This window comes from Sphingomonas sp. CFBP 8765, assembly GCF_014841445.1.
Taxonomy (GTDB): domain Bacteria; phylum Pseudomonadota; class Alphaproteobacteria; order Sphingomonadales; family Sphingomonadaceae; genus Sphingomonas; species Sphingomonas aerolata.
In genome coordinates this window covers 479462-502163 of record NZ_JACYTY010000001.1, presented here as the reverse complement: position 1 = coordinate 502163, position 22702 = coordinate 479462, and the positions used below count along the sequence as shown (strand labels likewise).

General features: G+C 66.3%; 22 protein-coding genes. 6 read left to right on the top strand and 16 right to left on the bottom strand.

The features are described 5' to 3' along the window. Positions 1-203: 203 nt before the first annotated feature. From pnp to rimP, 10 genes are all read right to left on the bottom strand, one after another. Complete coding sequence (pnp, locus tag IFT87_RS02425; protein WP_192007347.1) at positions 204-2624, bottom strand: polyribonucleotide nucleotidyltransferase; 2421 nt, start codon at positions 2622-2624, stop codon at positions 204-206. Between the two features lie 194 nt (positions 2625-2818). Further along, a complete protein-coding gene (gene rpsO / locus IFT87_RS02420; protein ID WP_031394369.1) occupies positions 2819-3088 on the bottom strand; it encodes a 30S ribosomal protein S15 in 270 nt (89 codons plus the stop codon). A 20-nt stretch (positions 3089-3108) separates the two neighbouring features. Beyond that, on the bottom strand, positions 3109-4017 hold the full coding sequence (gene truB, locus IFT87_RS02415; protein ID WP_192007345.1) for a tRNA pseudouridine(55) synthase TruB: 909 nt from the start codon (positions 4015-4017) through the stop codon (positions 3109-3111). Positions 4018-4167: 150 nt separating this feature from the next. Further along, the gene (locus IFT87_RS02410; protein WP_192007343.1) at positions 4168-4743 is read right to left on the bottom strand and encodes a thymidine kinase; all 576 of its coding nucleotides are present in this window, start codon (positions 4741-4743) and stop codon (positions 4168-4170) included. Positions 4744-4776: 33 nt separating this feature from the next. Beyond that, positions 4777-5166: a 30S ribosome-binding factor RbfA gene (gene rbfA, locus IFT87_RS02405; RefSeq protein WP_031396110.1), complete on the bottom strand. Its 390-nt coding sequence runs from the start codon at positions 5164-5166 to the stop codon at positions 4777-4779. A 116-nt stretch (positions 5167-5282) separates the two neighbouring features. Continuing rightward, complete coding sequence (infB, locus tag IFT87_RS02400) at positions 5283-8132, bottom strand: translation initiation factor IF-2 (RefSeq protein ID WP_192007342.1); 2850 nt, start codon at positions 8130-8132, stop codon at positions 5283-5285. Continuing rightward, positions 8129-8887, bottom strand: a complete 759-nt coding sequence (locus IFT87_RS02395) for a DUF448 domain-containing protein (RefSeq protein WP_037529482.1) — start codon at positions 8885-8887, stop codon at positions 8129-8131. The genes infB and IFT87_RS02395 overlap by 4 nt, the downstream gene beginning before the upstream one ends. Before the next feature lie 124 nt (positions 8888-9011). Continuing rightward, positions 9012-9251: a tautomerase family protein gene (locus IFT87_RS02390; RefSeq protein WP_031392998.1), complete on the bottom strand. Its 240-nt coding sequence runs from the start codon at positions 9249-9251 to the stop codon at positions 9012-9014. Next, complete coding sequence (gene nusA, locus IFT87_RS02385) at positions 9251-10981, bottom strand: transcription termination factor NusA (RefSeq protein ID WP_192007341.1); 1731 nt, start codon at positions 10979-10981, stop codon at positions 9251-9253. The genes IFT87_RS02390 and nusA overlap by 1 nt, the downstream gene beginning before the upstream one ends. Further along, entirely contained in the window at positions 10981-11574 is a 594-nt protein-coding gene (rimP, locus tag IFT87_RS02380; RefSeq protein WP_037529486.1) for a ribosome maturation protein RimP, read from the bottom strand. The genes nusA and rimP overlap by 1 nt, the downstream gene beginning before the upstream one ends. Positions 11575-11753: 179 nt before the next feature. On the opposite strand from rimP, the gene IFT87_RS02375 reads away from it, so the two are divergent. Beyond that, the gene (locus IFT87_RS02375) at positions 11754-12878 is read left to right on the top strand and encodes a PQQ-dependent sugar dehydrogenase (RefSeq protein ID WP_037529539.1); all 1125 of its coding nucleotides are present in this window, start codon (positions 11754-11756) and stop codon (positions 12876-12878) included. A gap of 37 nt (positions 12879-12915) precedes the next feature. Here the strand turns inward: IFT87_RS02375 and IFT87_RS02370 are convergent, their stop codons facing one another. Together IFT87_RS02370 and IFT87_RS02365 are read right to left on the bottom strand one after the other, a co-directional pair. After that, complete coding sequence (locus IFT87_RS02370) at positions 12916-13317, bottom strand: PaaI family thioesterase (RefSeq protein ID WP_031440033.1); 402 nt, start codon at positions 13315-13317, stop codon at positions 12916-12918. Beyond that, entirely contained in the window at positions 13311-13733 is a 423-nt protein-coding gene (locus IFT87_RS02365) for a PaaI family thioesterase (RefSeq protein WP_031440034.1), read from the bottom strand. The genes IFT87_RS02370 and IFT87_RS02365 overlap by 7 nt, the downstream gene beginning before the upstream one ends. Positions 13734-13831: 98 nt before the next feature. Here IFT87_RS02365 and IFT87_RS02360 point away from each other — a divergent pair, with 98 nt between their 5' ends. Next, positions 13832-14614, top strand: a complete 783-nt coding sequence (locus IFT87_RS02360; RefSeq protein WP_192007340.1) for a crotonase/enoyl-CoA hydratase family protein — start codon at positions 13832-13834, stop codon at positions 14612-14614. Between the two features lie 3 nt (positions 14615-14617). Here IFT87_RS02360 and gorA read toward each other — a convergent pair whose 3' ends face one another. From gorA to pgi, 3 genes are all read right to left on the bottom strand, one after another. Then, the gene (gene gorA / locus IFT87_RS02355) at positions 14618-15973 is read right to left on the bottom strand and encodes a glutathione-disulfide reductase (RefSeq protein WP_031440036.1); all 1356 of its coding nucleotides are present in this window, start codon (positions 15971-15973) and stop codon (positions 14618-14620) included. Between the two features lie 99 nt (positions 15974-16072). Next, on the bottom strand, positions 16073-16450 hold the full coding sequence (locus IFT87_RS02350; protein ID WP_031440037.1) for a DUF4174 domain-containing protein: 378 nt from the start codon (positions 16448-16450) through the stop codon (positions 16073-16075). Between the two features lie 102 nt (positions 16451-16552). Then, a complete protein-coding gene (gene pgi, locus IFT87_RS02345) occupies positions 16553-18043 on the bottom strand; it encodes a glucose-6-phosphate isomerase (RefSeq protein WP_037529495.1) in 1491 nt (496 codons plus the stop codon). A 128-nt stretch (positions 18044-18171) separates the two neighbouring features. On the opposite strand from pgi, the gene lepB reads away from it, so the two are divergent. From lepB to lgt, 4 genes are all read left to right on the top strand, one after another. Continuing rightward, positions 18172-19020, top strand: coding sequence for a signal peptidase I (gene lepB / locus IFT87_RS02340; protein ID WP_446740627.1), 849 nt, complete (start codon positions 18172-18174; stop codon positions 19018-19020). Continuing rightward, complete coding sequence (gene rnc, locus IFT87_RS02335; RefSeq protein ID WP_031440039.1) at positions 19017-19679, top strand: ribonuclease III; 663 nt, start codon at positions 19017-19019, stop codon at positions 19677-19679. The genes lepB and rnc overlap by 4 nt, the downstream gene beginning before the upstream one ends. 243 nt (positions 19680-19922) lie before the next feature. After that, a complete protein-coding gene (gene era, locus IFT87_RS02330; protein WP_031395173.1) occupies positions 19923-20840 on the top strand; it encodes a GTPase Era in 918 nt (305 codons plus the stop codon). A 261-nt stretch (positions 20841-21101) separates the two neighbouring features. After that, positions 21102-21944, top strand: a complete 843-nt coding sequence (gene lgt / locus IFT87_RS02325; protein ID WP_192007338.1) for a prolipoprotein diacylglyceryl transferase — start codon at positions 21102-21104, stop codon at positions 21942-21944. Here the strand turns inward: lgt and IFT87_RS02320 are convergent, their stop codons facing one another. After that, a complete protein-coding gene (locus IFT87_RS02320; protein ID WP_192007336.1) occupies positions 21945-22646 on the bottom strand; it encodes an NAD-dependent deacylase in 702 nt (233 codons plus the stop codon). Positions 22647-22702 lie beyond the last annotated feature (56 nt).

Sequence of the window (22702 nt, the reverse complement as noted above, 5' to 3'; positions counted from 1 at the left end):
ATCTCTGCTGCCTTGGCCGAGAATGCGCATGCACGCTGGACCCTGCAAGTCGGTAGCAGCGTGTCCGACCGTCATTCTCGTACAAATTGCCGAGCGCGGATCCCGTGGCATCGCGCCGCCGGCTCCCGCAATCGTGATCGCCCCGAAAAAGGGGACCCGGTTGCCCGGATCCCCTCTCGCTGGTTGCCAGTCGGCAAGATCGCTTAGTCGCGATCGCCCGTCAGGAACGCCGGAGCGAACTCGGGGGCCTTGTCGCCGTCCGAACGCTCGGCGCGGGGAGCGCGCTCGCCGCCCTGGCCACCACCGTCGCGACGCGGGCCACGGCCACCGCCGTTGCCGCCATCACGACCGCCATCACCATCACGACGCGGGCCACGGGGACCACGATCACCGCCGCCGCCTTCGCCGCGCGGGCCACGACCGCCACCGCCGTTACCGGCGTCACGACCACCATCGCCATCGCGACGCGGACCGCGCGGACCACGGTCACCGCCTTCGCGCGGCTCACGGGCAGGACGCGTGTCCTCCAGCTCTTCGCCGGTCGTCTGGTCGACGACGCGCATCGACAGGCGAACCTTGCCGCGCGGATCGATCTCGAGGACCTTGACCTTGACTTCCTGGCCTTCGCTCAGCGCATCGGAGACCTTCTCGACGCGCTCGTTCTTGATTTCGGACACGTGGACGAGACCGTCCTTGCCACCCATGAAGTTCACGAACGCCCCGAAGTCCACCAGGTTGACGACCTTGCCGTCATAGACCTTGCCGACTTCGGCTTCCTCGACGAGGCCCTTGATCCACTTGATCGCGGCTTCGATCTGCGCGGGTTCGGACGACGACACCTTGATCACGCCCTCGTCGTCGATGTCGACCTTGGCGCCGGTCTGCGCGACGATCTCGCGGATCACCTTGCCGCCGGTGCCGATGACTTCACGGATCTTCGACTTCTCGATCGTGAAGGTCTCGATACGCGGTGCGTGGGCCGACAGCTCCTCACGCGTGTGGTCGAGCGCCTTGGCCATTTCGCCCAGGATGTGCGCGCGGCCTTCCTTGGCCTGTGCCAGCGCCTTGCCCATGATCTCTTCGGTGATGCCGGCGATCTTGATGTCCATCTGCATCGTGGTGATGCCCTCGGACGTGCCAGCAACCTTAAAGTCCATGTCGCCGAGGTGATCCTCGTCGCCCAGGATGTCCGACAGAACCGCGAAGTTCTTGCCCTCGAGGATCAGGCCCATTGCGATGCCCGACACCGGACGCTTGAGCGGAACGCCTGCATCCATCATCGACAGCGACCCGCCGCAGACCGTCGCCATCGACGACGAGCCGTTGCTCTCCGTGATGTCCGACAATACGCGGATCGTATACGGGAACTCTTCCTTCGACGGCAGCACCGGGTGCAGCGCGCGCCAGGCGAGCTTGCCGTGGCCGACTTCGCGACGACCCGGCGCACCGAAGCGACCGACTTCACCGACCGAGTAGGGCGGGAAGTTGTAGTGCAGCATGAAGTTTTCGTACGACAGGCCGTTGAGGCCGTCGATCATCTGCTCTGCGTCTCGCGTGCCGAGCGTGGTGGTGCAGATCGACTGAGTCTCGCCGCGCGTGAACAGGGCCGAGCCGTGCGTCCGCGGGAGGAAGTGGACCATCGCTTCGATCGGACGGATCTGCGTGGTGGTGCGGCCGTCGATGCGGGTGCCGTCCTTGAGGATGGCACCGCGGACGATCTCGGCCTCCAGCTTCTTCATCAGCTTGCCGGCCGCCATCTGGTCCTGCGGGGTCGCATCGGCAAAGGCGGTCTTGCCCTTGGCGCGTGCGGCGTTCAGCAGGTCCGAACGCTTGGACTTGTCGGTCACCTTGTAGGCGGCCGCAATGTCCTTGCCGATCAGTTTCTTCAGCTTGTCCTTGGCGGTCGACAGGTCGGCCTGCTCAGCCATTTCCCAAGGATCCTTGGCAGCCTGCTCGGCAAGATCGATGATCAGGTTGGCGGCTTCGCGGCAAGCCTTGTGCGCGAACTGGACCGCGCCGAGCATGATCTCTTCCGAAAGCTCCTTGGCTTCCGACTCGACCATCATCACGGCTTGGCCGGTGGCGGCGACGACGAGGTCGAGATCACCCGCCTTGGCTTCGTCGAGCGTCGGGTTGAGGATGTAGGCGCCATCGACATAGCCGACGCGTGCTGCGCCGATCGGGCCCATGAACGGCACGCCCGAGATCGTCAGCGCCGCCGACGCCGCGACCATCGCGAGGATGTCCGGCTCGTTCTCGCCGTCATACGACAGAACCTGGCAGATCACGTTGATCTCGTTGTAGAAACCCTCTGGGAAGAGGGGGCGGATCGGGCGATCGATGAGACGGCTGGTCAGCGTCTCCTTCTCGGTCGCACCGCGCTCACGCTTGAAGAAGCCGCCGGGGATGCGGCCGCTTGCGGAGAACTTCTCCTGGTAATGGACGGTAAGCGGGAAGAAATCCTGCCCTTCCTTGACGGTCCGTGCAGCCGTCACGGCGCACAGAACGACGGTCTCGCCGAGGGTGGCGAGCACGGCGCCGTTTGCCTGACGGGCCACACGGCCGGTCTCGAGCGTCAGCGTCTTGCCGCCCCACTGGGCGCTTACGGTTTTGGTATCGAACATTTCGTTTCCTTCACTCCGGCGGCCAGATGCCGACCGGGGCCTATGTGCGAGCTAAGCCGGCTCGCGGCGGTGTGGAGCGAGTTGTCGCTCCTTGCCAGTCCACCGAATTGCGTCCTGGCGTTTGCCTCCGCGCGCGATGGCGCGGAATCAAAGTCGTATATACAAAAACGGCCCCCCGAAGGGAGCCGTTCGTTTTACTTGCGGAGACCGAGCTTCGCGATCAGATCCAGATAGCGCTGGCCGTCCTTGTGACGGAGATAGTCCAGCAGCGACCGGCGCTTGTTGACCATCATCAGGAGACCACGACGCGAGTGGTTGTCCTTCTTGTGGCCCTTGAAGTGCTCGGTCAGGTTCTTGATCCGCTCGGTCAGGATCGCGACCTGGACTTCGGGCGAACCCGTGTCGCCGTCCTGGCGTGCGTGGATCTTGACCAGCTCGGTCTTGCGTTCAGCAGTAATCGTCATGAATTCTCAGTCCTTCGACATCACAGATTGAAACCGCGAACGACCCGGACGTCTCCGTCCTCGACCTCGACCAGCGCGACCGGGACAGCGTCCAGCTCGGCGAAGTATTGGCCATCGTCTGCGGCGATCCCGGCCAAGATACGCCCCTGTCGGAGCGCCCCTGCCTGGTCGGGGGTGAGGGAGAGAGCCGGGATGTCGTCCAGCGCCACCCTCAAGGGCAGTAGTACATCTTCAAGCGCGGAGGCCTTAGCGAGTTCGTCCAGTTTGTCCAGCGATATCGCCGATAAGAGGTCGAACGGGCCGGCCTTTACGCGGCGTAGCATGGTGACGTGGCCGACGGTTCCGAGCGCCAGCGCGATGTCGCGCGCGAGGGAACGGATATAGGTGCCCTTGGAGACATGCGCGGTGAGGGTGACTGCCTCCAGTCCCGCCCCGACCCCGTCATGCAAAAGACGGGTGGGGTGGGGGGTGAGTGCGTGGATCGTCACGTTCCGGCTGGCGAGCACCACGTCCTGCCCAGCGCGGGCAAGGTCGTAGGCGCGCTCGCCATCAATCTTGAGTGCGGAATAGGCGGGGGGCACCTGCGCGATCGGGCCGGTGAACTGCGCCAGCACCGCCTGGACCGCTGCCATCGTCGGGCGCACGTTGGAGGTGGCGATGCTTACGCCCTCGGCGTCGAGCGTGTCGGTCTGGACCCCGAACATGATGGTGAAATCATAGATCTTGTCGCTGTCGAGCATCCGCCCGGCGAGCTTGGTCGCTTCGCCGACCGCGATCGGCAGCACGCCGGTCGCGAGCGGATCGAGCGTGCCGCCGTGGCCGACCTTGAACTTGCCATAGCCGCCGTTGCGCAGCGCGCGCTTCACCGCGGACACGCCCTGCGTCGAGCCCAATCCCAGCGGCTTGTCGAGAATGATCCAGCCATGCATGTCGTAGGATCCTTGAATATCGGGGCAGGGCGAGCCCCACCCACTCCGTCATCCTGACGAAAGTCAGGACCCAGAGCCACGAGAGACGGTGTTTGGTACTCTGGGTCCTGACTTTCGTCAGGATGACGGGAAGGGGCGAAGGGAAGGGAGCTACCCCAAAGCCTCGGTAAAATGCCGGCGGCACAGTGCGACATAGCGGTCGTTGCCGCCGATCTCGGTCTGCTGCCCCTCGGCGATCGCGCGGCCGTTCGCGTCGACGCGCAGGTTCATCGTCGCCTTGCGCCCGCACATGCACACCGACTTGATCTCGACCAGCGAGTCCGCCAGCGCGAGCAGTCGCGCGGAGCCGGGGAACAGCGCGCCCTGGAAATCGGTGCGCAAGCCGTAGGCGAGCACCGGGATGCCGGTGACGTCGCAGATCTGCGCCAGCTGGTCGACCTGGGATGCGGTGAGGAACTGTGCCTCGTCCACCAGCACGCAGGAGATCGCATCCTCGGCGTGCTGCCGGGCGATGCACGCGCCGATATCCGTATCCGCGTCGAACGCGATCGCCAGTGCCTCGAGCCCGATCCGCGACGTGATCGTGCCCGCCGCAAAGCGATCGTCGATCGCGGCGGTGAACAGCATCGTCCGCATCCCACGCTCGCGGTAGTTGAAGTCCGCCTGAAGCAGGTTGGCCGACTTGCCCGCGTTCATCGACGCATAATAGAAATACAGCTTGGCCATCGGCTCAACCCAAAGACGCGTCGCGCGGTGGCGTCAATCCTCGGACAGGTCGCGCGCGATATGCGGATCGCGCAATAGCGTGTCGATATGCGTGCCCTCGTCGAAGCTCTCGTCGGCGACGAACTTCAGCTTGGCGGCATAGCGCGTCTGCACGCGAGTCGCGACTTCGCGCTGGAGATAGGCGGTGTTCGTCCGCAGCGCCTTCAGCACTTTTTCCTCGTCCTTGCCGAGCAGCGGCTTCACGAAGACGGTGGCGTGGCGCAGGTCGGGGGACATGCGGACCTCGGTGATCGTGACGAGGTGCTTTTCGAGCACCGGATCATGCACGTCGCCGCGTGCGAGGATGTCGCTGAGCGCGTGACGCGCCTGTTCGCCCACGCGCAGCGCGCGGACGGTTTTGATCTCTGGGGTATCGGTCTTCATTCTTCTAACTCCCTCGCCCCTCCGGGGAGAGGTGGGGGTGAGGGGCGGCCGCAAGCGTTACCGCCCGGTACTGCCCCTCACCCAACCCTCTCCCCGAGGGGGAGAGGGCTTCAGTATTACAGCGTGCGGTCGCGCATCTCGACTTCGAACGTCTCGAGGACGTCGCCGGCCTTGATGTCGACGAAGTTCGACGTGAACGTCACGCCACACTCCAGCCCGGCGCGGACTTCGGCGACATCATCCTTGAAGCGACGCAGCGATGCGATTTCGCCCTGGTAGATGATGACGTCGTTGCGCGTGATACGTGCCTTGAGCGCCTTGCGGATATTGCCCTCGGTAACGAGCAGACCCGCCGCCTTGCCATGCTTGCCCGCCGAGAAGACCTCGCGGATATCGGCACGACCGACGACCGTCTCGAACGCTTCCGGCCCAAGCTCGCCGGCCATGCCCGCCCGGATCTCGTCGATCAGGTCGTAGATCACGTCATAATATTTGAACGCGACCTTCTGGCGCTCGGCGATCTCGCGTGCCTTGGCATTCGGACGAACGTTGAAGCCGATGATCGGTGCACCCGATGCCGCCGCCAACGTGACGTCGGATTCGGTGATGCCACCGACGCCCGAGCTCAGCACGCGCGCCTTGATCAGATCGGTGGAGATCTTGTTGATCGCCCCGACGATCGCCTCGACGGTACCCTGCGTATCGGCCTTCACGACCAGCGGATATTCGATCGCCTGCTTTTCCTTCAGCGCCGAGAACATGCTCTCGAGGCTGGCCGGAACCGATGCCGTCCGCTTGTCGGTCTTCACGCTGCGACGATATTCCGCGACTTCGCGGGCCCGTGCCTCGTTCTCGACGACCTGGAACGGATCGCCTGCTGACGGCACGCCCGACAGACCGAGGACCTCGACCGGCATCGCCGGACCCGCTTCCTTGATCTGCTTGCCCTTGTCGTCGACCAGCGCACGAACCTTGCCGCTCTCGCCGCCGACCACGAAGATGTCGCCCACCTTGAGCGTACCACGATTGACGAGGATCGTCGCAACCGGACCACGACCCTTGTCGAGCTTGGCCTCGATCACCGTACCCTCGGCCGCGCGATCCGGATTGGCGCGCAGTTCGAGCAGTTCGGCCTGGAGCTGGATCTTCTCGATCAGCGTGTCGAGACCGATCTTCTTGGTCGCGGAGACTTCGACGTCCTGGACGTCGCCGCCCATGTCCTCGACCACGATCTCCTCGCTCAGCAGGCGCTCGCGCACCTTCTGGGCATTGGCGCCTTCCTTGTCGATCTTGTTGATCGCGACGATCATCGGCACGCCAGCCGCCTTGGTGTGGGCGATCGCCTCCACCGTCTGCGGCATCAGGCCGTCGTCCGCCGCCACCACCAGGATGACGATGTCGGTGACGTCCGCGCCGCGCGCACGCATCTGCGTGAACGCTTCATGGCCCGGCGTGTCGAGGAAGGTGATCTTCGACTTGTCCTTCAGCGTGACCTGATACGCGCCGATATGCTGGGTGATGCCACCCGCTTCGCCGCGCACCACGTCGGTGCCGCGCAAGGCATCGAGCAGCGACGTCTTGCCGTGATCGACGTGACCCATGATCGTGACGACCGGGGCACGCGGACGCAGAGTCTCCTCGGCATCGTCGATCGTGTCGTTCGCCAGATCCTGGTCGACATCGCTGACGCGCGTCAGGTTGTGACCGAATTCGGTGACGAGCAGTTCGGCCGTATCCTGGTCGATCGTCTGCGTCATCGTGACGGGCATGCCCATCTTGAACAGCGCCTTGACGAGGTCTGCACCCTTCTCGGCCATACGGATGGCGAGTTCCTGCACGGTGATCGCCTCGGGGACGACCACGTCGCGGACCTGCTTGGCCTGCGGCTCGCGCGGACCACCGGTGCCACGACGCTCCTTCTCACGCGCACGCTTGAGTGCGGCGAGCGAGCGGGCGCGGGCGCCATCCCCATCGCCGAGGGCGCGGTTGACGGTCAGCTTGCCCGAGGTGCGACGATCGTCGCCCTTGCGGTCACGCTGCTGCGGCCGTGCCGGGGGTGCGTCGCGACGGACGCCACCAGCCGGCGCGTTGGCACCGGTTGCACCAGGGCGCGCTGCGGTCGTGCCGGCATTGGCCGTCGTCGCCGGCGCTGCAGGCGCAGGTGCCGGGACGGGCTTCGGCGGCGGCGGAGGACGCTCGGGACGGGCGACTGGCGAGAACCGGCGGGGTGCCGGCATCGACGGATCGCGCGACAATTCGAGAATCGGCGGCGGGGCCGGCGGTGCGACAGGCGCGGGCGCCGGCTTGGGAGCCGGTGCTGGCGCCGCTACCGGAGCTGGCGTCGGAGTCGGCGCGGGTGCCGGGGCCGCAGCGGGGGCAGGGGCCACCGCAACGGGGGCTTCAACCGGCGCGGCAGCAGGCGTCGGCGCTACGATCGGCGCTGCTTCGACGACGGGTGCCGGTGCAGGTGCGGGTGCAGGCGCCTCGACGGGCTTCGGCGCAGGTGCAGCCTTGGCTTCCGCCTCGGCACGCGCGCGTTCGGCGATGCGGTTGCGCTCGTCCTCGGCGGCCTTGGCGCGCTCGGCTTCCTGACGGCGACGCCCCTCTTCGAGCGTGTTCATCCGCTGCTCTTCCGCCTCGCGGAGAAGCTTGGCCTGCCGCTCCTGCGGCGACAGGTTGCTCGGTGCCTGCTGGCGTACCGGTGCGGGGGCGGGCTGCGGCGCACGCGCCTGCGGAGCCGGTGCGGGGGCCGCAACCGGCGCGGGCGCGGCAACCGGCGCATCGGCGATCGGACCGTCGGGCTCGCCCGGACGGCGCAGGACGCGCGCACGCTTGGTTTCCACGATCACCGTATTCGATCGGCCGTGGCTGAAGCTCTGCTTCACCTGGCCGGTCTCGACCGTGCGCTTCACACCCAAAGGTGCGCGCATGCCAAGTTTCGGCTTCTCGTTGTCCGTGTCGCTCACTCAAATTCCTCAGTCATGTCCACGGCCGGGCTGTGTCCGGTCGATCCGGACGCCCCTGTTATGGGTGACGTCCCGTTTTGTTGAGACGCCGATGCGCCCTGCGAGGCCGTTTCGCAAGACACGGGAGAAGGTTCGGGGCCGATAAAATGCAGCCAACGGTCGAGCGCTTCGCTCACCCGCTTTGCTGCAGCGCGGTCAGTCAGGCCAATGTGTACCACATTCTCCCGCCCCAGCGCCAATGCCAATATGGTACGTGACGCAGGCAGTGCCAACCCCCGCAGGCCCGAGCCTTCGACATCGTTGCCGATGCGCCACGCCTGGTCGAGCTTGCGGTTGCCGTCCTCGGCCGCGTCGGACGCATGATACAGCGCCTTCAGCTTGCCCTGGCGCGCATTCTGCTCGATCCGGTCCGAACCGATCAGCACGGTGCCCGAGCGCGATTCGAGCCCGAGCCGGTCGAGTGCGTTGCGCTCAAGCGCGGCTTCGATCACCGCGGGAAGCTCGGGTGCGATGGTAAATTCGCCAGTCTTGAACGCCCGAGCGAGCGCGCCCTTGAGCTTGCCCTTCTTGATCGCCGCTTCGAGTTCGATTCGCGTCACCCCGATCCACGCGCCACGGCCAGGAGCCTTGGCGCGCACGTCGGGATGAATCTGGCCATCGGGGGCCAGCGCGAGTCGTACGAGATGTGGCCGAACATCGCGCTCGCCCGATAGGATGCACTTGCGAATGGGGGCGTCTTCATCCCCCTCGCGCATGCGGGATGGGTTGGGCTCGCGCCCACTTGCACCCTTGTTCTTAGCCGAGGACGGGCGCCCACCCTTCGGTCCTCTCCCGCTTGCGGGAGGGGAGGAAGGAAGGTCGTCGGTAGCGCCTAGCGCCTCATCGGGAGGGTTCCGCATGTGCGTCCTCCTGCGCCGGAGTCGTCTTCGGGGCGTCGCGGTCGACCAGCAGCTGGCCGCCCGCGCCGTAATTCTCGGTCGACACCTCTTCGATCACGATCTGCACCGCAGCCGGGTTCTTTCCCAGCCGCTCGACGAGCGACTGGGTGACGTCGGCGACGATGCCGGCCTTCTGGTCCTTGGTGGCGGACCCCGAAATGCGGATGCTGACAAACGGCATCAGGCCTTGTCGTCCTCGCTCTTCGCGTCGGTCGTGTCCGTAGCGTCATCCGCTACGACGGCATCCGCCGCGCCGTCATCTGCCGCGGTGTCCTCGACCGCAGTGTCCTCGGCCGAAGCCGCTTCCACCGGAGCCTCTTCCGTGTCCGCCTCGGGGGCTTCGTCCTCGAACCAGTGCGCGCGCGCGGCCATGATGATCTCGTTGCCCTGTTCGTCGCTGAGACCATATTCGGCGAGGATGCCGCCCTTGGGCTCGGGACGCTTGGGCGCATCGTCGTTGCGACGGCGCGGTTCGGCGCGCTTCTTCTCGACCAGCTCGTCGGTCGCAAGATCCGCAAGATCGTCGAGCGTCTTGATGCCCGCCTTGCCGAGCGTGACGAGCATCGCCTCGTTCAGATACGGCATGTCGATCAGCGCGTCCTCTACGCCGAGCGCGGTACGCTCTTCGCGGCTGGCCGCGTCGCGACGCTCGAGCGCCTCGGTCGCGCGGTTCTGCAACTCGCCCGCCAGATCCTCGTCGAAGCCCTCGATGCCGGCGATCTCCTCGACCTCGACATAGGCGACCTCCTCGAGGCTGGTGAACCCTTCGGCGACCAGCAGCTGCGCGAGCGTCTCGTCGACGTCGAGCTCCTTCTCGAACATTGCCGAACGCTCGACAAAGTCCTTCTGGCGCTTCTCGGAGGCATCGGCCTCGGTGAGGATGTCGATCGCCTTGCCAGTCAGCTGCGACGCGAGGCGGACGTTCTGGCCACGACGGCCGATCGCCAGCGAAAGCTGGTCATCGGGAACGACGACCTCGATGCGCTCTTCCTCCTCGTCGATCACGACGCGGCTGACCGAAGCCGGCTGCAGTGCGTTGACGACGAAGGTCGCGATGTCGGGCGACCAGGGGATGATGTCGATCTTCTCGCCCTGCATTTCCTGCACGACGGCCTGAACTCGCGACCCCTTCATGCCGACGCAGGCGCCGACCGGATCGATCGACGAATCATGGCTGATGACGCCGATCTTGGCGCGCGACCCGGGATCGCGGGCCGCAGCCTTGATCTCGATGATGCCGTCGTAGATTTCGGGGACTTCCTGCGCGAACAGCTTCTTCATGAAGTCGGGGTGCGCTCGGCTGAGGAAGATCTGCGGCCCGCGGTTCTCGCGGCGGACGTTCAGGATCAGCGAGCGGATGCGGTCGTTGACGCGCACGACTTCGCGCGGGATCTGCGCGTCGCGGCGGATGACGCCTTCCGCGCGGCCCAGGTCGACGACGACATGGCCGAACTCGACGCGCTTGACGACGCCGGTGATGATCTCGCCCGCGCGGTCCTTATATTCTTCGAACTGGCGCTCGCGCTCGGCGTCGCGGACCTTTTGGAAGATGACCTGCTTGGCGGCCTGCGCGGCGATACGGCCGAACTCGATCGGGGGCAGCGGGTCGACGATGAAGTCGCCGAGCGCCGCGTCCTTCTGGAGCTTCTGCGCGCCCTTGACGTCGACCTGCTTGAAATAGTCGTCGACCGCCTCGACCACTTCGACGACGCGCCACAAGCGCAGATCGCCGGTGTTCGGGTCGAGCTTGGCGCGGATGTCGTTCTCGGCGCCGTAGCGCGAGCGGGCGGCGCGCTGGATCGCGTCCTCCATCGCCTCGATCACGATCGCCTTGTCGATCATTTTCTCCGACGCGACCGAATTCGCGATCGCGATCAGTTCCGCGCGGTTTGCGGTGACTGCCGTGGCCATCAATGCTGTCCTTCTTCGGTCTCGACGCCGCGAGCATCAGGCTCATCGGACGTATCTTGATAGAAAACCTCGTCCGCGCCTTCGGTCGAAAGCGGCGCGGTCGCGGCGATGAGTCGGTCGGTCATGACGAGCTTGGCGTCGGCCACCTGGGCGAAGTCGATCGTCATGATCTTGTGCTTGTTCACGTCGACGGTGATCTTGGTGCCCTCGACGCCCATCAGGTTGCCCGAGATCTGCTTGCGATCCTCGAACGGCTCGACGAGGCGGATGCGCGCCTCCTGGCCTTCCCAATCGGCAAAGTCCTGGAGCCGGGTCAGCGGGCGGTCGATACCGGGGCTCGACACCTCGAGACGATAGGCGTCCTCGCCGACCGGGTCCTTGCCTTCGGCTTCGAGCGCATCGAACTTGTCCGAGATGCGGCGCGACAGCTCGGCGCAATCCTCGATCACGAGCTGGCGGGTGTCGGGCCGCTCGGCCATCACCTGCAGCGTCGGATCGGACTTGCCGCCCTGCATGCGCACGCGCACGAGGCTGAGGCCGAGCGCCTTGGCTTCGGGTTCGATCAATTCGGTCAACAGGGCGATATTCGCCATCGCAATTCCAAACAGGGCCAAAGCACAGGTGATCAGCGCCGCGGAGCGAACCCCGCAGCCTCTTCATCTGGCGATGTAGAGAAAGTAGGATCTCCATACCCGCGATGGCAACGCTTCGCAAGCGGGAGCAACCTTCGTTCGTCACGCCGCGTTGGCGCAGGGATTTCCGGGAGAAGATCATGATCCGTCGCACATTGGCCGCCACCGGCCTGATATCCGCCACTTTGCTCGCCGCCGCTGCCTGTTCCGCACAGCCCGCGCCGGGGGAAAAGCCGTTCGGCGAAACGGTCGTCGCCGATTTCGAGTCACCCTGGGCGATGACGGTGCTGCCCGACGGGCGGATGCTGGTGACGGAGAAGGCCGGTGAAATGCTCCTCGTTTCGGCCGATGGGAAGCAGCGTCAGACGGTCGCGACGATCACGGTCGATTCGGCAGGGCAGGGCGGGTTGATGGACGTCGTCCTCGCGCCCGACTTCGCGACGAGCAAGCGCGTGTATTTCAGCTATTCCTCGGCGGGTGCGGGCGGCAAGGGGGTAGTCCTCGCGCGAGGTCGGTTGCGGCCTAACGGTGGTGGGGGCGAGCGGCTCGGCGAGATCGAGGTGATCTTCAGTGCGCGGCCGTTCGTCGAGGGCAATGGCCATTATTCGGGCCGCATCGCGTTTTCGCCAGACGGCAAAGATCTGTTCTTCACCAATGGCGACCGCCAGAAATTTACCCCGGCGCAGGATCCCAAGGTCACGCTCGGCAAGGTGTTGCGCCTGACGCTCGACGGCAAGCCCGCGCCCGGCAATCCGCTCGCGGGCAAGGGCTTTGCACCCGAGATCTGGAGCTACGGCCACCGCAACCTGCTCGGCATCGCATTCGACGCGCAGGGCAATCTCTGGGAGCAGGAGATGGGGCCGAAGGGCGGCGACGAGGTCAATCTGATCACGCCCGGCCAGAATTACGGCTGGCCCAACGCGTCGAACGGCAGCCATTATGACGGGCGCGACATTCCCGACCACAAGCCCGGCGACGGCTATGCGGCGCCCAAGGTCTCGTGGAACCCGGTGATCTCACCCGGCGGGCTGATGATCTATTCTGGCAGCATGTTCCCGCAGTGGAAGGGCGATGCGTTCATCGGCGGGCTGTCGTCGAAATCACTCGTCCGCGTCGACCTGAACGGCACCAATGCCGCCAAGGGCGACCAGTGGGACATGGGGGCGCGTATCCGCGAGGTGGAACAGGGTCCCGACGGCGCGATCTGGGTGCTGGAGGACGGTGGCGAATCGCAGGGACGGCTGATCAAGCTGACGGCGCGGTAAAACCCTGCTGCCTCCCGCCTGCGGGCGGGGGGCGGGGTCAGTCGCGGACGATCAGGTAATTCATCCTCGCGGCCGCGATCGGCTTGTCGCGGTCGTCCTGCCAGGCGGTCGCCTCGACATTGGCGACGCGCGTGCCGAGCCGGGTGACTACGCCCGCCGCGCGCGTCGGCTTGTCGCGGCCGCCCCGCATGAAATCGACGGTGACGGTTACGGGCTTGATCCGCACGCTGGCGTCCTCGGGCCCCTCGGTCTCGATCGCATGGTAGAGCGCGGCGATCGCCGCGACCTCGAGCAACCCCGAGATCGCGCCGCCGTGGAGGAATCCCGGGCGGCCGATCACGTCGTCGCCGAACGGCATCAGCAGCACCGGCCGACCCTCCGCGTCGCGTTCGATCTCGACGCCCAGCGTTGCGGCATAGGGTGGCAGCGTGCTCACCATGATCCGAGCACCATGAACGTGCCCGCGACATGGGCAAGCGGATCGGCGGGATCGCCGTCATGCGCCTGGCCGCGGACGAACGCGATCGACCGGGTGATCCGGTAGCATTCGCCGCGTCCGATCACCGTCTTGCCGGGCGTCGCCGGGCGCAGATAATCGACGCGCAGGTCGAGCGTCGCATGCGGCACGAACGCCGCGCGGCGGATCCAGATCGCGATGCTGGCGGCCATGTCCATCATCGTGATGATCGGCCCCGACGCGATCACGCCGCTGGCCGGATCGCCGATCAGCTTTTCGTCATAGGGCAGCGCAAGCTCCGCCCAGTCCGCGCCATGCGCATGATAGCGCATCCCGAGCGCGGCGCCGTGCCCGCCGAACCCGTGTCGTGTAAACCGCTCTGCGTCGAAGCCATCCATACCCCGACCTCTACACGCCAGCGACCGCCACGCAACATTGCCGCACATGCGGGGCGGGGCTAGCATCGGGCGCAACGAGATCAGGAGAGAGGATCGCCATGAACGACCGGGTCACCATCGCCGTCGCGGACGGGATCGCCGATGTCCGCCTCAACCGCGCGGACAAGATGAACGCGATCGACCCGGCGATGTTCGAGGGGATCGCCGCAGCGATCGACCGGCTGGCGGGGATGGCCGAGGTGCGCGTCGTCGTGCTGTCGGGCGAGGGTCGTGCGTTCTGCGCGGGGCTCGACATGGCGTCGATGGCGGGCGGCGGGTCGGGGCTGTCACTCGACGATCGGACGTATGGCGATGCGAATCTGGTGCAGCAGGTCGCCTGGGGCTGGCGGACGTTGCCGATGCCGGTGATCGCCGCGGTCCACGGCGTCGCGTTCGGTGGCGGGTTCCAGATCATGTCGGGCGCCGACATCCGCATCGCCCACCCGCACGCGCGGTTCGCGATCCGCGAGACGCATTGGGGGCTGGTACCCGACATGGCGGGGATAGCGCTCTGGCGGACGCTGGCGCGCGACGACGTGCTGCGTGAGCTGACCTATACCGCGCGGGAGTTCGACGGGGCGGAGGCGCTGCACCACGGCTTCGTCACGCGGCTGGACGAGGATCCCCGCGCCGCCGCGATGACGATGGCCCGCGAGATCACCGCGAAGAATCCGCAGGCGATCCGGGGCTCGAAGGCACTCTATGGCATAGCCGCGGATGCCGACGCCGCGGCGATCCTGCGCGCCGAAAGCGACGCGCAGGGACGGGTCATGCGCAAGCCCAACCAGGTCGAACAGGTCCGCGCCAATCTCGAAAAGCGCGCGGCGGTGTTCGTCGACTAGGCGCTATTTCATCAGGACGAGCTCTTCCGCCATCGTCGGATGCAGCGCGACGGTCGCGTCGAAATCGGCCTTGCTGAGCCCCGCCTTCACCGCCACCGCGGCGGACTGGAGGATCTCGGGGCAGTCGGGGCCGATCATGTGGATGCCGACGACGCGGTCGGTCTCGCCGTCGCAGATCATCTTGTAGAGCGAGCGCTCGTTGCGCCCCGCCAGTACGTTCTTCATCGGCCGGAAGTCCGAAGTGTAGACCTTCACCGACCCCAGTGCCTGCTTGGCCTGCGATTCGGTCATGCCGACGCCGGCCATCGGCGGGTGGCTGAACACCGCGGCGGGGACGTTGGCGTAATCGACGCGGGTCGGCTTGTTGCCGAAGAACGTGTCGGCGAACGCCTGCCCCTCGCGGATCGCGACCGGGGTCAGCTGGATGCGGTTGGTGACGTCGCCGACCGCGAAGATGCTGTCGCAGCTCGACCGGTTGTCCTCGTCGACGACGACCGCGCCGGCCGCGTCGAGTTCGACGCCGGCCGTCTCGAGCCCGAGGCCCTTGGTGTTCGGCACGCGGCCTGTCGCGAACAGGACGAGATCGACGACGATCGGCTCGTGCCCGCTGGTATGCACGGTCAGGCAACCGTCCTCGCCCTTGTCGATTCCCTGGAACGCCGCGTTGAAGCGAAAGTCGATGCCCTTGCTCATCGAGATCTGGAGCAGCCGGTCGCGGATCGATTCGTCATAGCCGCGCAGGATCACGTCGGTGCGGTTGATCAGCGTGACGTGCGCGCCGAACTGATGGAAGATGCCGGCGAATTCGTTGGCGATATAGCCCGCACCCGCGATCAGCACGCGCTTCGGCACATCGTCGAGATGGAACACCTCGTTCGAGGTGATGCCGTGCTCGGCACCGGGGCAGTCCGGCACCAGCGGGTGCGCGCCGACCGCGATCAGGATCTTCGCCGCGGTCTTCTTGCTGCCGTCGGCGAGCGTGACTTCGTTGGGGCCAGAGACGACCGCGCGCTGGTGGATGATGTCGACATGGTTGTTCTCGAGCGTCTGGGTGTAGGCGCCGTTGATCCGGTCGACCTCCTCCATCACGTTGTCGCGCAGCGTGGGCCAGCTGAACGCGCAATCGTCGGGCACCTGCCAGCCGAAGCGCTTGGCGTCCTTCAGATCCTCGGCGAAATGCGCACCGTAGATCAGCAGCTTCTTCGGCACGCAGCCGCGGATGACGCAGGTGCCGCCGACGCGATATTCCTCGGCGACCGCGACGCGCGCGCCATGCGCGGCGGCAACGCGCGATGCACGCGTGCCGCCCGAGCCGGCGCCGATGACGAAGAGGTCATAGTCGAATTGGGTATCGGTCACGGGCTATCCTTGTACGTCGCGCTGCGGCTTTGGATGCCATCTGGGGCAGGGGGGATGCGCGGACAAGACCGGTGCGGCGATCAGGGTGATCGGCTGGCTCTATCGCCGACCCGCCCTGCGCATCGGCATCGCGTCGATCGTCCGCTCGAGCACGGCGGCGGCGAAGGGGTGTGCGCTGCGCAGTTTCTCGCCGCCATCCTTGCCGATGAGGATCGCGGTGAAGGTGGCGGGGAGGCGAAATTTGCGGCGCAGCGCGGGGGCGCTGTCCCCGGCACCGCGGACCTGATCGCCGACGATTTCGACGACGGTGAGGTCGCGCTCGTCGCGTTTGGCAGTCCAATTGTCGAGGATGCGGCGCTGCTCGGCGAGTTCCGGGTCCTGCGAGGAGGGGGCCGCGACGATCAACACGCGGCGATCCCATCGTATTTGCGCAAGGGTGGGAGAGGCGGCGAGCGCTACGGCGAGGAGGATGGGCATGAAGATGTAACGCGGGAGGTTCGCTCGCGCTCCCTGTTCTACCACCCCGGCGAAGGCCGGGGAAGTGCAGGTGTAAGAGAAGCGGAGGGCGCGAGGCCCGGCTTACCCGAACGCGCGCTTGATCAGGTCGTCGGTCGAAGGATCGAACGTCTGCCCGCCCTTCTCCGCCGCCTTCGCCATTTCCTTGCCCAGCTCGACCCCGAACTGGTCGAACGAGTTGATCCCCAGCAGCACGCCGTTCACGAACACGCGGTGCTCGTAGAACGCGATCAGCGCGCCGAGCGTGCGCGCGTCGAGATCGTCGAGCAGCAACGTCGACGACGGCCGGTCGCCCAAATAGCTGCGCGCCGGATCCTCGACCTGCTTGCCCGCCATCAACGCCGCACCCTGCGCAAAGGCGTTGAGCAACAGCGCCTTGTGATGCTCCTCGGGCAGCGTGTCGCCGGCCTCGATCGACGCGACGAACTCGACCGGCACCAAGTGCGTGCCCTGGTGGAGCAGCTGGAACACCGCATGCTGCGCCTCGGTGCCGACCCCGCCCCAGGTGATCGCCGCCGACGGCCGCCCGAGCGGCTGGCCGTCCGCGGTCACCGACTTGCCGTTCGACTCCATCTCCAGCTGCTGGAGATAGCTCGGCAGGAGCCGCAACCGCTCGTCATAGGCAAAGGTCGCGCGCGTCTCGGCATGGCGGATCTGCGTGTAATAGAGGTCGGCAAACGCCGCGAGCGCCGGCGCATTCTCGTGCAGCGCGGCGAGGCGGAAGTGGCGATCCATCTCGGCCGCCCCCTCGAGCAGCTCCTCGAACCGGTCCCAGCCGAGCGCGATCGCGGCCGGGAAACCGATCGTCGACCAGAGCGAGTAGCGCCCGCCGACGCTCTCGGCGAACGGCAGGATCCGCGTCTCGTCGACGCCCCATTCCATCGCCTTTTCGGGCGCGGCGGTCAGCGCGATCACGCGGCCGTAAGGATCCTCGACATTATGCTCGTTCATCCACTGAAGCACCGCTTCGGCGTTCATCAGCGTTTCGGTCGTGGTGAAGGTCTTCGACGCGACCACCAGCAACGTCGCGGCCGGATCGAAGCGCTCGAACACGTCCTCCAGCGCGACGCCGTCGACATTGGCAACGATCCCGACATCATAACGCTTGTCGTCGCGCCCGAGCGAGTCGACCAGCAATTGCGGCCCCAGCGCGGACCCGCCGATGCCGACATGCAGGATATGCCGCACGGGACCGAGCGCATCCGCCTCGATCGCGTCGATCAGCGTGCGCATCCGTGAATGGCTGGCCTGTGCGATCGCGACGCTCTCGGGCTTGCCCTCACCGCGCTCGGCGGTGTGCTCGACCGCGCGGCCTTCGGTGACGTTGACGATCTCGCCCGCGAACATCGCCTGGCGCTTGCCCGACAGGTCCTGCGCCTTGGCCATCTCCTCGAACGCGCTGACCATGTCCGTGGTCAGGTGCGTCTTCGACCAGTCGAAGTGGATGCCTGCGACGTCGAGGCTCAGCTTGGACAACCGCTCAGAGTCGGCGGCGAACAGGTCGGTGAGTTTGGCGGCGGGCAGGGCTTCGAGTTTGGACCAGTCGGCGGTCATGCAAAGTCTCCGATTTGGAATTCGTGCGCACCGATACGGCGACGCGAGCAAGAACACCATAACGTCCCGGGAGGCGATTGGGTCTCCGGGGGTGTCCGGATCGTATCCGGACATGGCGGATGCTGCATATGCTTGACGGCGCGCGCCGGTTGAGCAAACCCGCGGCCATGGCGAAAGACGCGAAGACCAAACCGGCCCGATCCGAAACTGCAGAGACGTTCCGCTTCCTGCTGAAGCTGGCGGTGGTCGTATTGATCCTGCGCAGCTTCATCTTCGCGCCGTTCAGCATTCCATCCGAATCGATGCTGCCCCGGCTGCTGATCGGTGATTATCTGTTCGTGTCGAAGTGGAGCTACGGCTATTCGCGCTGGTCGCTGCCGGGTGGCGTGCCGTTGATCCCCGGACGGATTTTCGCCAGCACGCCGACGCGCGGCGATGTCGTCGTCTTCCGCGCGCCCGAAGTGCTCGACCATGACGTCATCAAGCGCGTGATCGGCCTGCCCGGCGAGACCGTCCAGATGCGGCAGGGGACGCTGTACCTGAACGGCACCGCGATCCCCAGGGCGCGGACCGCCGACTTCACGATCCCGCTGACCGCCAATTTCGATGCGGAGAAATGCGGCGCGCCGTTCGTCGATGTCGCCGACGGCGTCCAGATTTGCCGCTATCCGCGCTACCGCGAGACGCTGCCCGGCGGCCGCAGCTATACCGTGCTCGACCAGGCGCAGCTGCCCGATCGCGACGACACGGGCGTCTATACGGTACCCGCCGGCCATATCTTCGTGATGGGCGACAACCGCGACGACAGCGGGGACAGCCGGTTCCCCGCACCAAGCGGGATGGGCTATGTCCCGCTCGAGAATGTCGAGGGCAAGGCGGTCGTCAGCTTCTTCTCGACCGACGGCAATGCCGAATGGCTTAAACCCTGGACCTGGGTCAGCGCCGCGCGCTGGGAGCGGATCGGGGAAGGCTTTTGAGCGATCTCGGCGACTGGCTGGCGGGCGTGTTCGGTCGCCGGCCGCGCGATCTGGCACCCTATGAGCGCGCATTGACGCATGGCAGCCAGGCGAAGGCGAACTACGAGCGGCTGGAATTTCTCGGCGACCGCGTCCTGGGGCTGATCGTCGCCGAATGGTTGTACGAGCTGTTCGCGACCGATCCCGAGGGGTCGCTGTCGAAACGGCTGAACGCGCTCGTCACGGGCCCGGTCTGTGCCGAGGTCGCGCGCGAACTGGGGGTGCGCGCGCATCTGAAGCTCGGCAAGCAGGCGCGCGACGATGGCGCCAGCGACAGCGACAATGTGCTGGGCGACGTGATGGAGGCACTGATCGGCGCCTGGTACCAGGAGGCCGGGCTCGACGCCGCGCGTGCGTTCGTCCGCGGCGCATGGGGTGACCGCGTCCAGGCCGGTGCCAAGGCGCCGCAGCACCCCAAGTCCGCGCTTCAGGAATGGGCAGCCGCGCATAACCGCAAGCCGCCAGAATATACGATCGTCGAGCGTACCGGCCCCGGCCACGCGCCCAAATTCACGATGCTGGTCTCGATCGGCAAACTCGCCGAGGCGACGGCGACCGGTTCGAGCAAGCAGGAGGCCGAAACCGCGGCGGCAAAGGCGTTGCTGGAGAAGCTGGGCTAAGAAGGCTTTTGTTCGAGCGGAGGCGCGGAGGACGCGGAGGGGGGCAGCGATTGGAACTCCGGTCCTGCCCCGAACGACTTCGAGTTGATCGACGGCGCATGATCGCAGACGGCGCGAGCCCCATCCACACCATCTCTGCGCCTCCGCGCCTCCGCGTGAACCAAACTGCCTTGTCGCGACGCGATGACGGATAGCCGTTTTCCCTGTACAGGTGCCCGCAACACCAGTTCGAAAAGAGCATATGTGACTGAAACGAATACCAAGCCCGACCCGAAGCATTGCGGCCTAGTCGCCATCGTCGGCGCCCCGAACGCGGGCAAGTCGACGCTCGTCAACGCGCTCGTCGGCCAGAAGGTCGCGATCGTCAGCCCCAAGGCGCAGACCACGCGCGCCAAGCTGATGGGCGTCGCGATCGAAGGCGACACGCAGATCCTGCTCGTCGACACGCCCGGTATCTTCGAGCCCAAGCGCCGGTTCGACCGCGCGATGGTCGCCGCCGCCTGGGGCGGCGCGGAAGGCTCGGACATCATCGCGCTGGTGGTCGACGCCAAGGGCGGGATCGGCGGCAAGGTCACGACGATCGTCGAGTCGCTGGTCGGCCGACCTGAGCCGATCTGGCTGATCCTCAACAAGGTCGATCTCGCCGACAAGACCAAGCTGCTGATCCACGCGGAAAAGCTGAACGCGCTGCTTCCCTTCGCCGAGACGTTCTTCATCAGTGCAGGCACCGGCGACGGCCTTGCGCACTTCAAGACCCAGCTCGCCAAGGCGATGCCCGAAGGTCCGTGGCATTATCCCGAAGACCAGGTGTCCGACTCGACCGAACGCGCGCTCGCTTCCGAGGTGACTCGCGAGCAGCTCTATCTCCAGTTGCACGCTGAACTGCCCTATGCGAGCACGATCGAGACCGAGCAGTATATCGAGCGCCAGGACGGGTCGTTGGAGATCCACCAGCAGATCCTTGTCGAACGCCCGACGCAGCGCGCGATCGTGCTCGGCAAGGGCGGTGTGCGGATCAAGGAAATCGGCGCCCGCTCGCGCATCGAACTCGCCTCGATCACGGGCAAGCCGGTGCATCTGTATTTGCACGTGAAGGTGAAGCCGGGCTGGGATGAAGACCGCGAAGTGTACCGCGATATCGGGCTAGACTGGGTCGACTGACCCGCGACCACAACCGCCACACTCCACCCCGGCGGAGGCCGGGGCCCAGTTGGGGGGCGGTGGTCACCACGGAGAGCGCTCCGTTACTCAGGCCTTCCCAACTGGGCCCCGGCCTCCGCCGGGGTGGTAGCGTTCGGGCGGATGACAGAGTTCGGCTCGGCAATGCGTCACGCCCACGCCCATTGTACCAAACCCGCGACCTCCTGAAATCTATTGATGCTACCGTAAACCTCACCGGCTGACCCGGACGAGGACCACGCGATGCTAACCCTGATCGATGCGACGTCCGCGATCCGCTACGACCAGTTGCATCTGTCCCCGGTGGCGCTGGATTTCGGCCTGTTCCAGCTCCGATGGTACGCGCTCAGCTATATCGCGATGATCGCGCTGGGCTGGTGGTATCTGCGGAGGATGCTCCGCCGGTCCGGTGCGCCGATGGCGGCGGGGCATGTCGACGATCTCGTCTTCTACCTGGCGCTTGGCATCATCATCGGCGGTCGCCTCGGCTATTGCATATTCTACCGCCCCGAGATCTGGCGCGCACCGCTCGACGTGCTGAAGCTCTGGCAGGGCGGCATGTCGCTGCATGGCGGGTTCCTGGGGGTGATCGTCAGCCTGGTCCTGTTCACGCGGCGCCACCGGCTGTCGCTGCTCCGGGTGTGCGATTACGTGGCGTGTGCGACCCCGTTCGGCCTCGTGCTGGTGCGGATCGCCAATTTCGTGAACGGGGAGTTGTGGGGTCGGCCAAGCTCGCTTCCCTGGGCGGTGATCTTTCCCGGCACGCAGGACGGCATACCCCGCCACCCGAGCCAGCTCTACGAAGCCGCGCTGGAGGGCGGACTCAGCATGATCGTGCTGGTCTATCTGTTCTGGCGCACCGACGCGCGGCTTCGCCCCGGACACCTGCTCGGGGTGGGGTTGATCCTGTACGGTACCGCGCGGTTCCTGCTCGAATTCGTCCGCCAGCCCGATGCCGGGCTCGACCATCTGTGGTGGGGGCTGACGATGGGGCAGACGCTGAGCGTGCCGATGATCGGCGCGGGCATCTGGTTTTACGTCCGGTCGCTCAAGCGCGCGCGCGTCGCGGCCGTCCTTACCCCTTGACTATCGCCCCAGGACCTCATCGACCCAGGCCGGTACCAGCATTCCGGCCGCGCCGATCCGCGTCTCCTCGAAAAACACGCTCCCCATCGAGGGGTCGAGGTTCAGCTCCAAGGTAGCGGCGCCGTGATAGGCCGCGGTCTGCACAAAGCCGGCCGCCGGATAGACCGCCCCCGACGTCCCGATCGACACGAACAGATCGGCCTGCGCCAGCGCCGCCTCGATCCGCTCCATCTGGTACGGCATCTCGCCAAAGAACACGATGTCGGGCCGCAGCGCCGCCGACCCGCAGGCGCCGCATATCGCCCCCTCCGGCAAGCTGCCGGCCCAGGGTTCGCGCGCGCCGCAAACGGCACATAGCGCGGACAGCAGTTCGCCATGCATGTGCAGCATCCGCGTCGCGCCCGCCCGCTCATGCAGGTCGTCGACATTCTGCGTGACGATCAGCAATCCGCCGCCCCATGCTTCGTCCAGCCGCGCCAGCGCACGGTGCGCGGCATTGGGCTCGACCGTCGCCAGCGCCGCCCGACGGAGATCGTAGAAGCGGTGCACCAGCTCCGGATCCGCGGCGAGGGCCTCGGGGGTGCAGACATCCTCGACCCGGTGACCTTCCCATAGGCCGCCCGGGCCGCGGAACGTCGCGATGCCGCTTTCGGCGGAGATGCCCGCGCCCGTCAGAATGACGATGTTTCGTAGATCCTGCATCGTCACCCTCTACGTATGGCGCTGTCGCCGGGATAGTCGAAGTCGCGCCGATATCT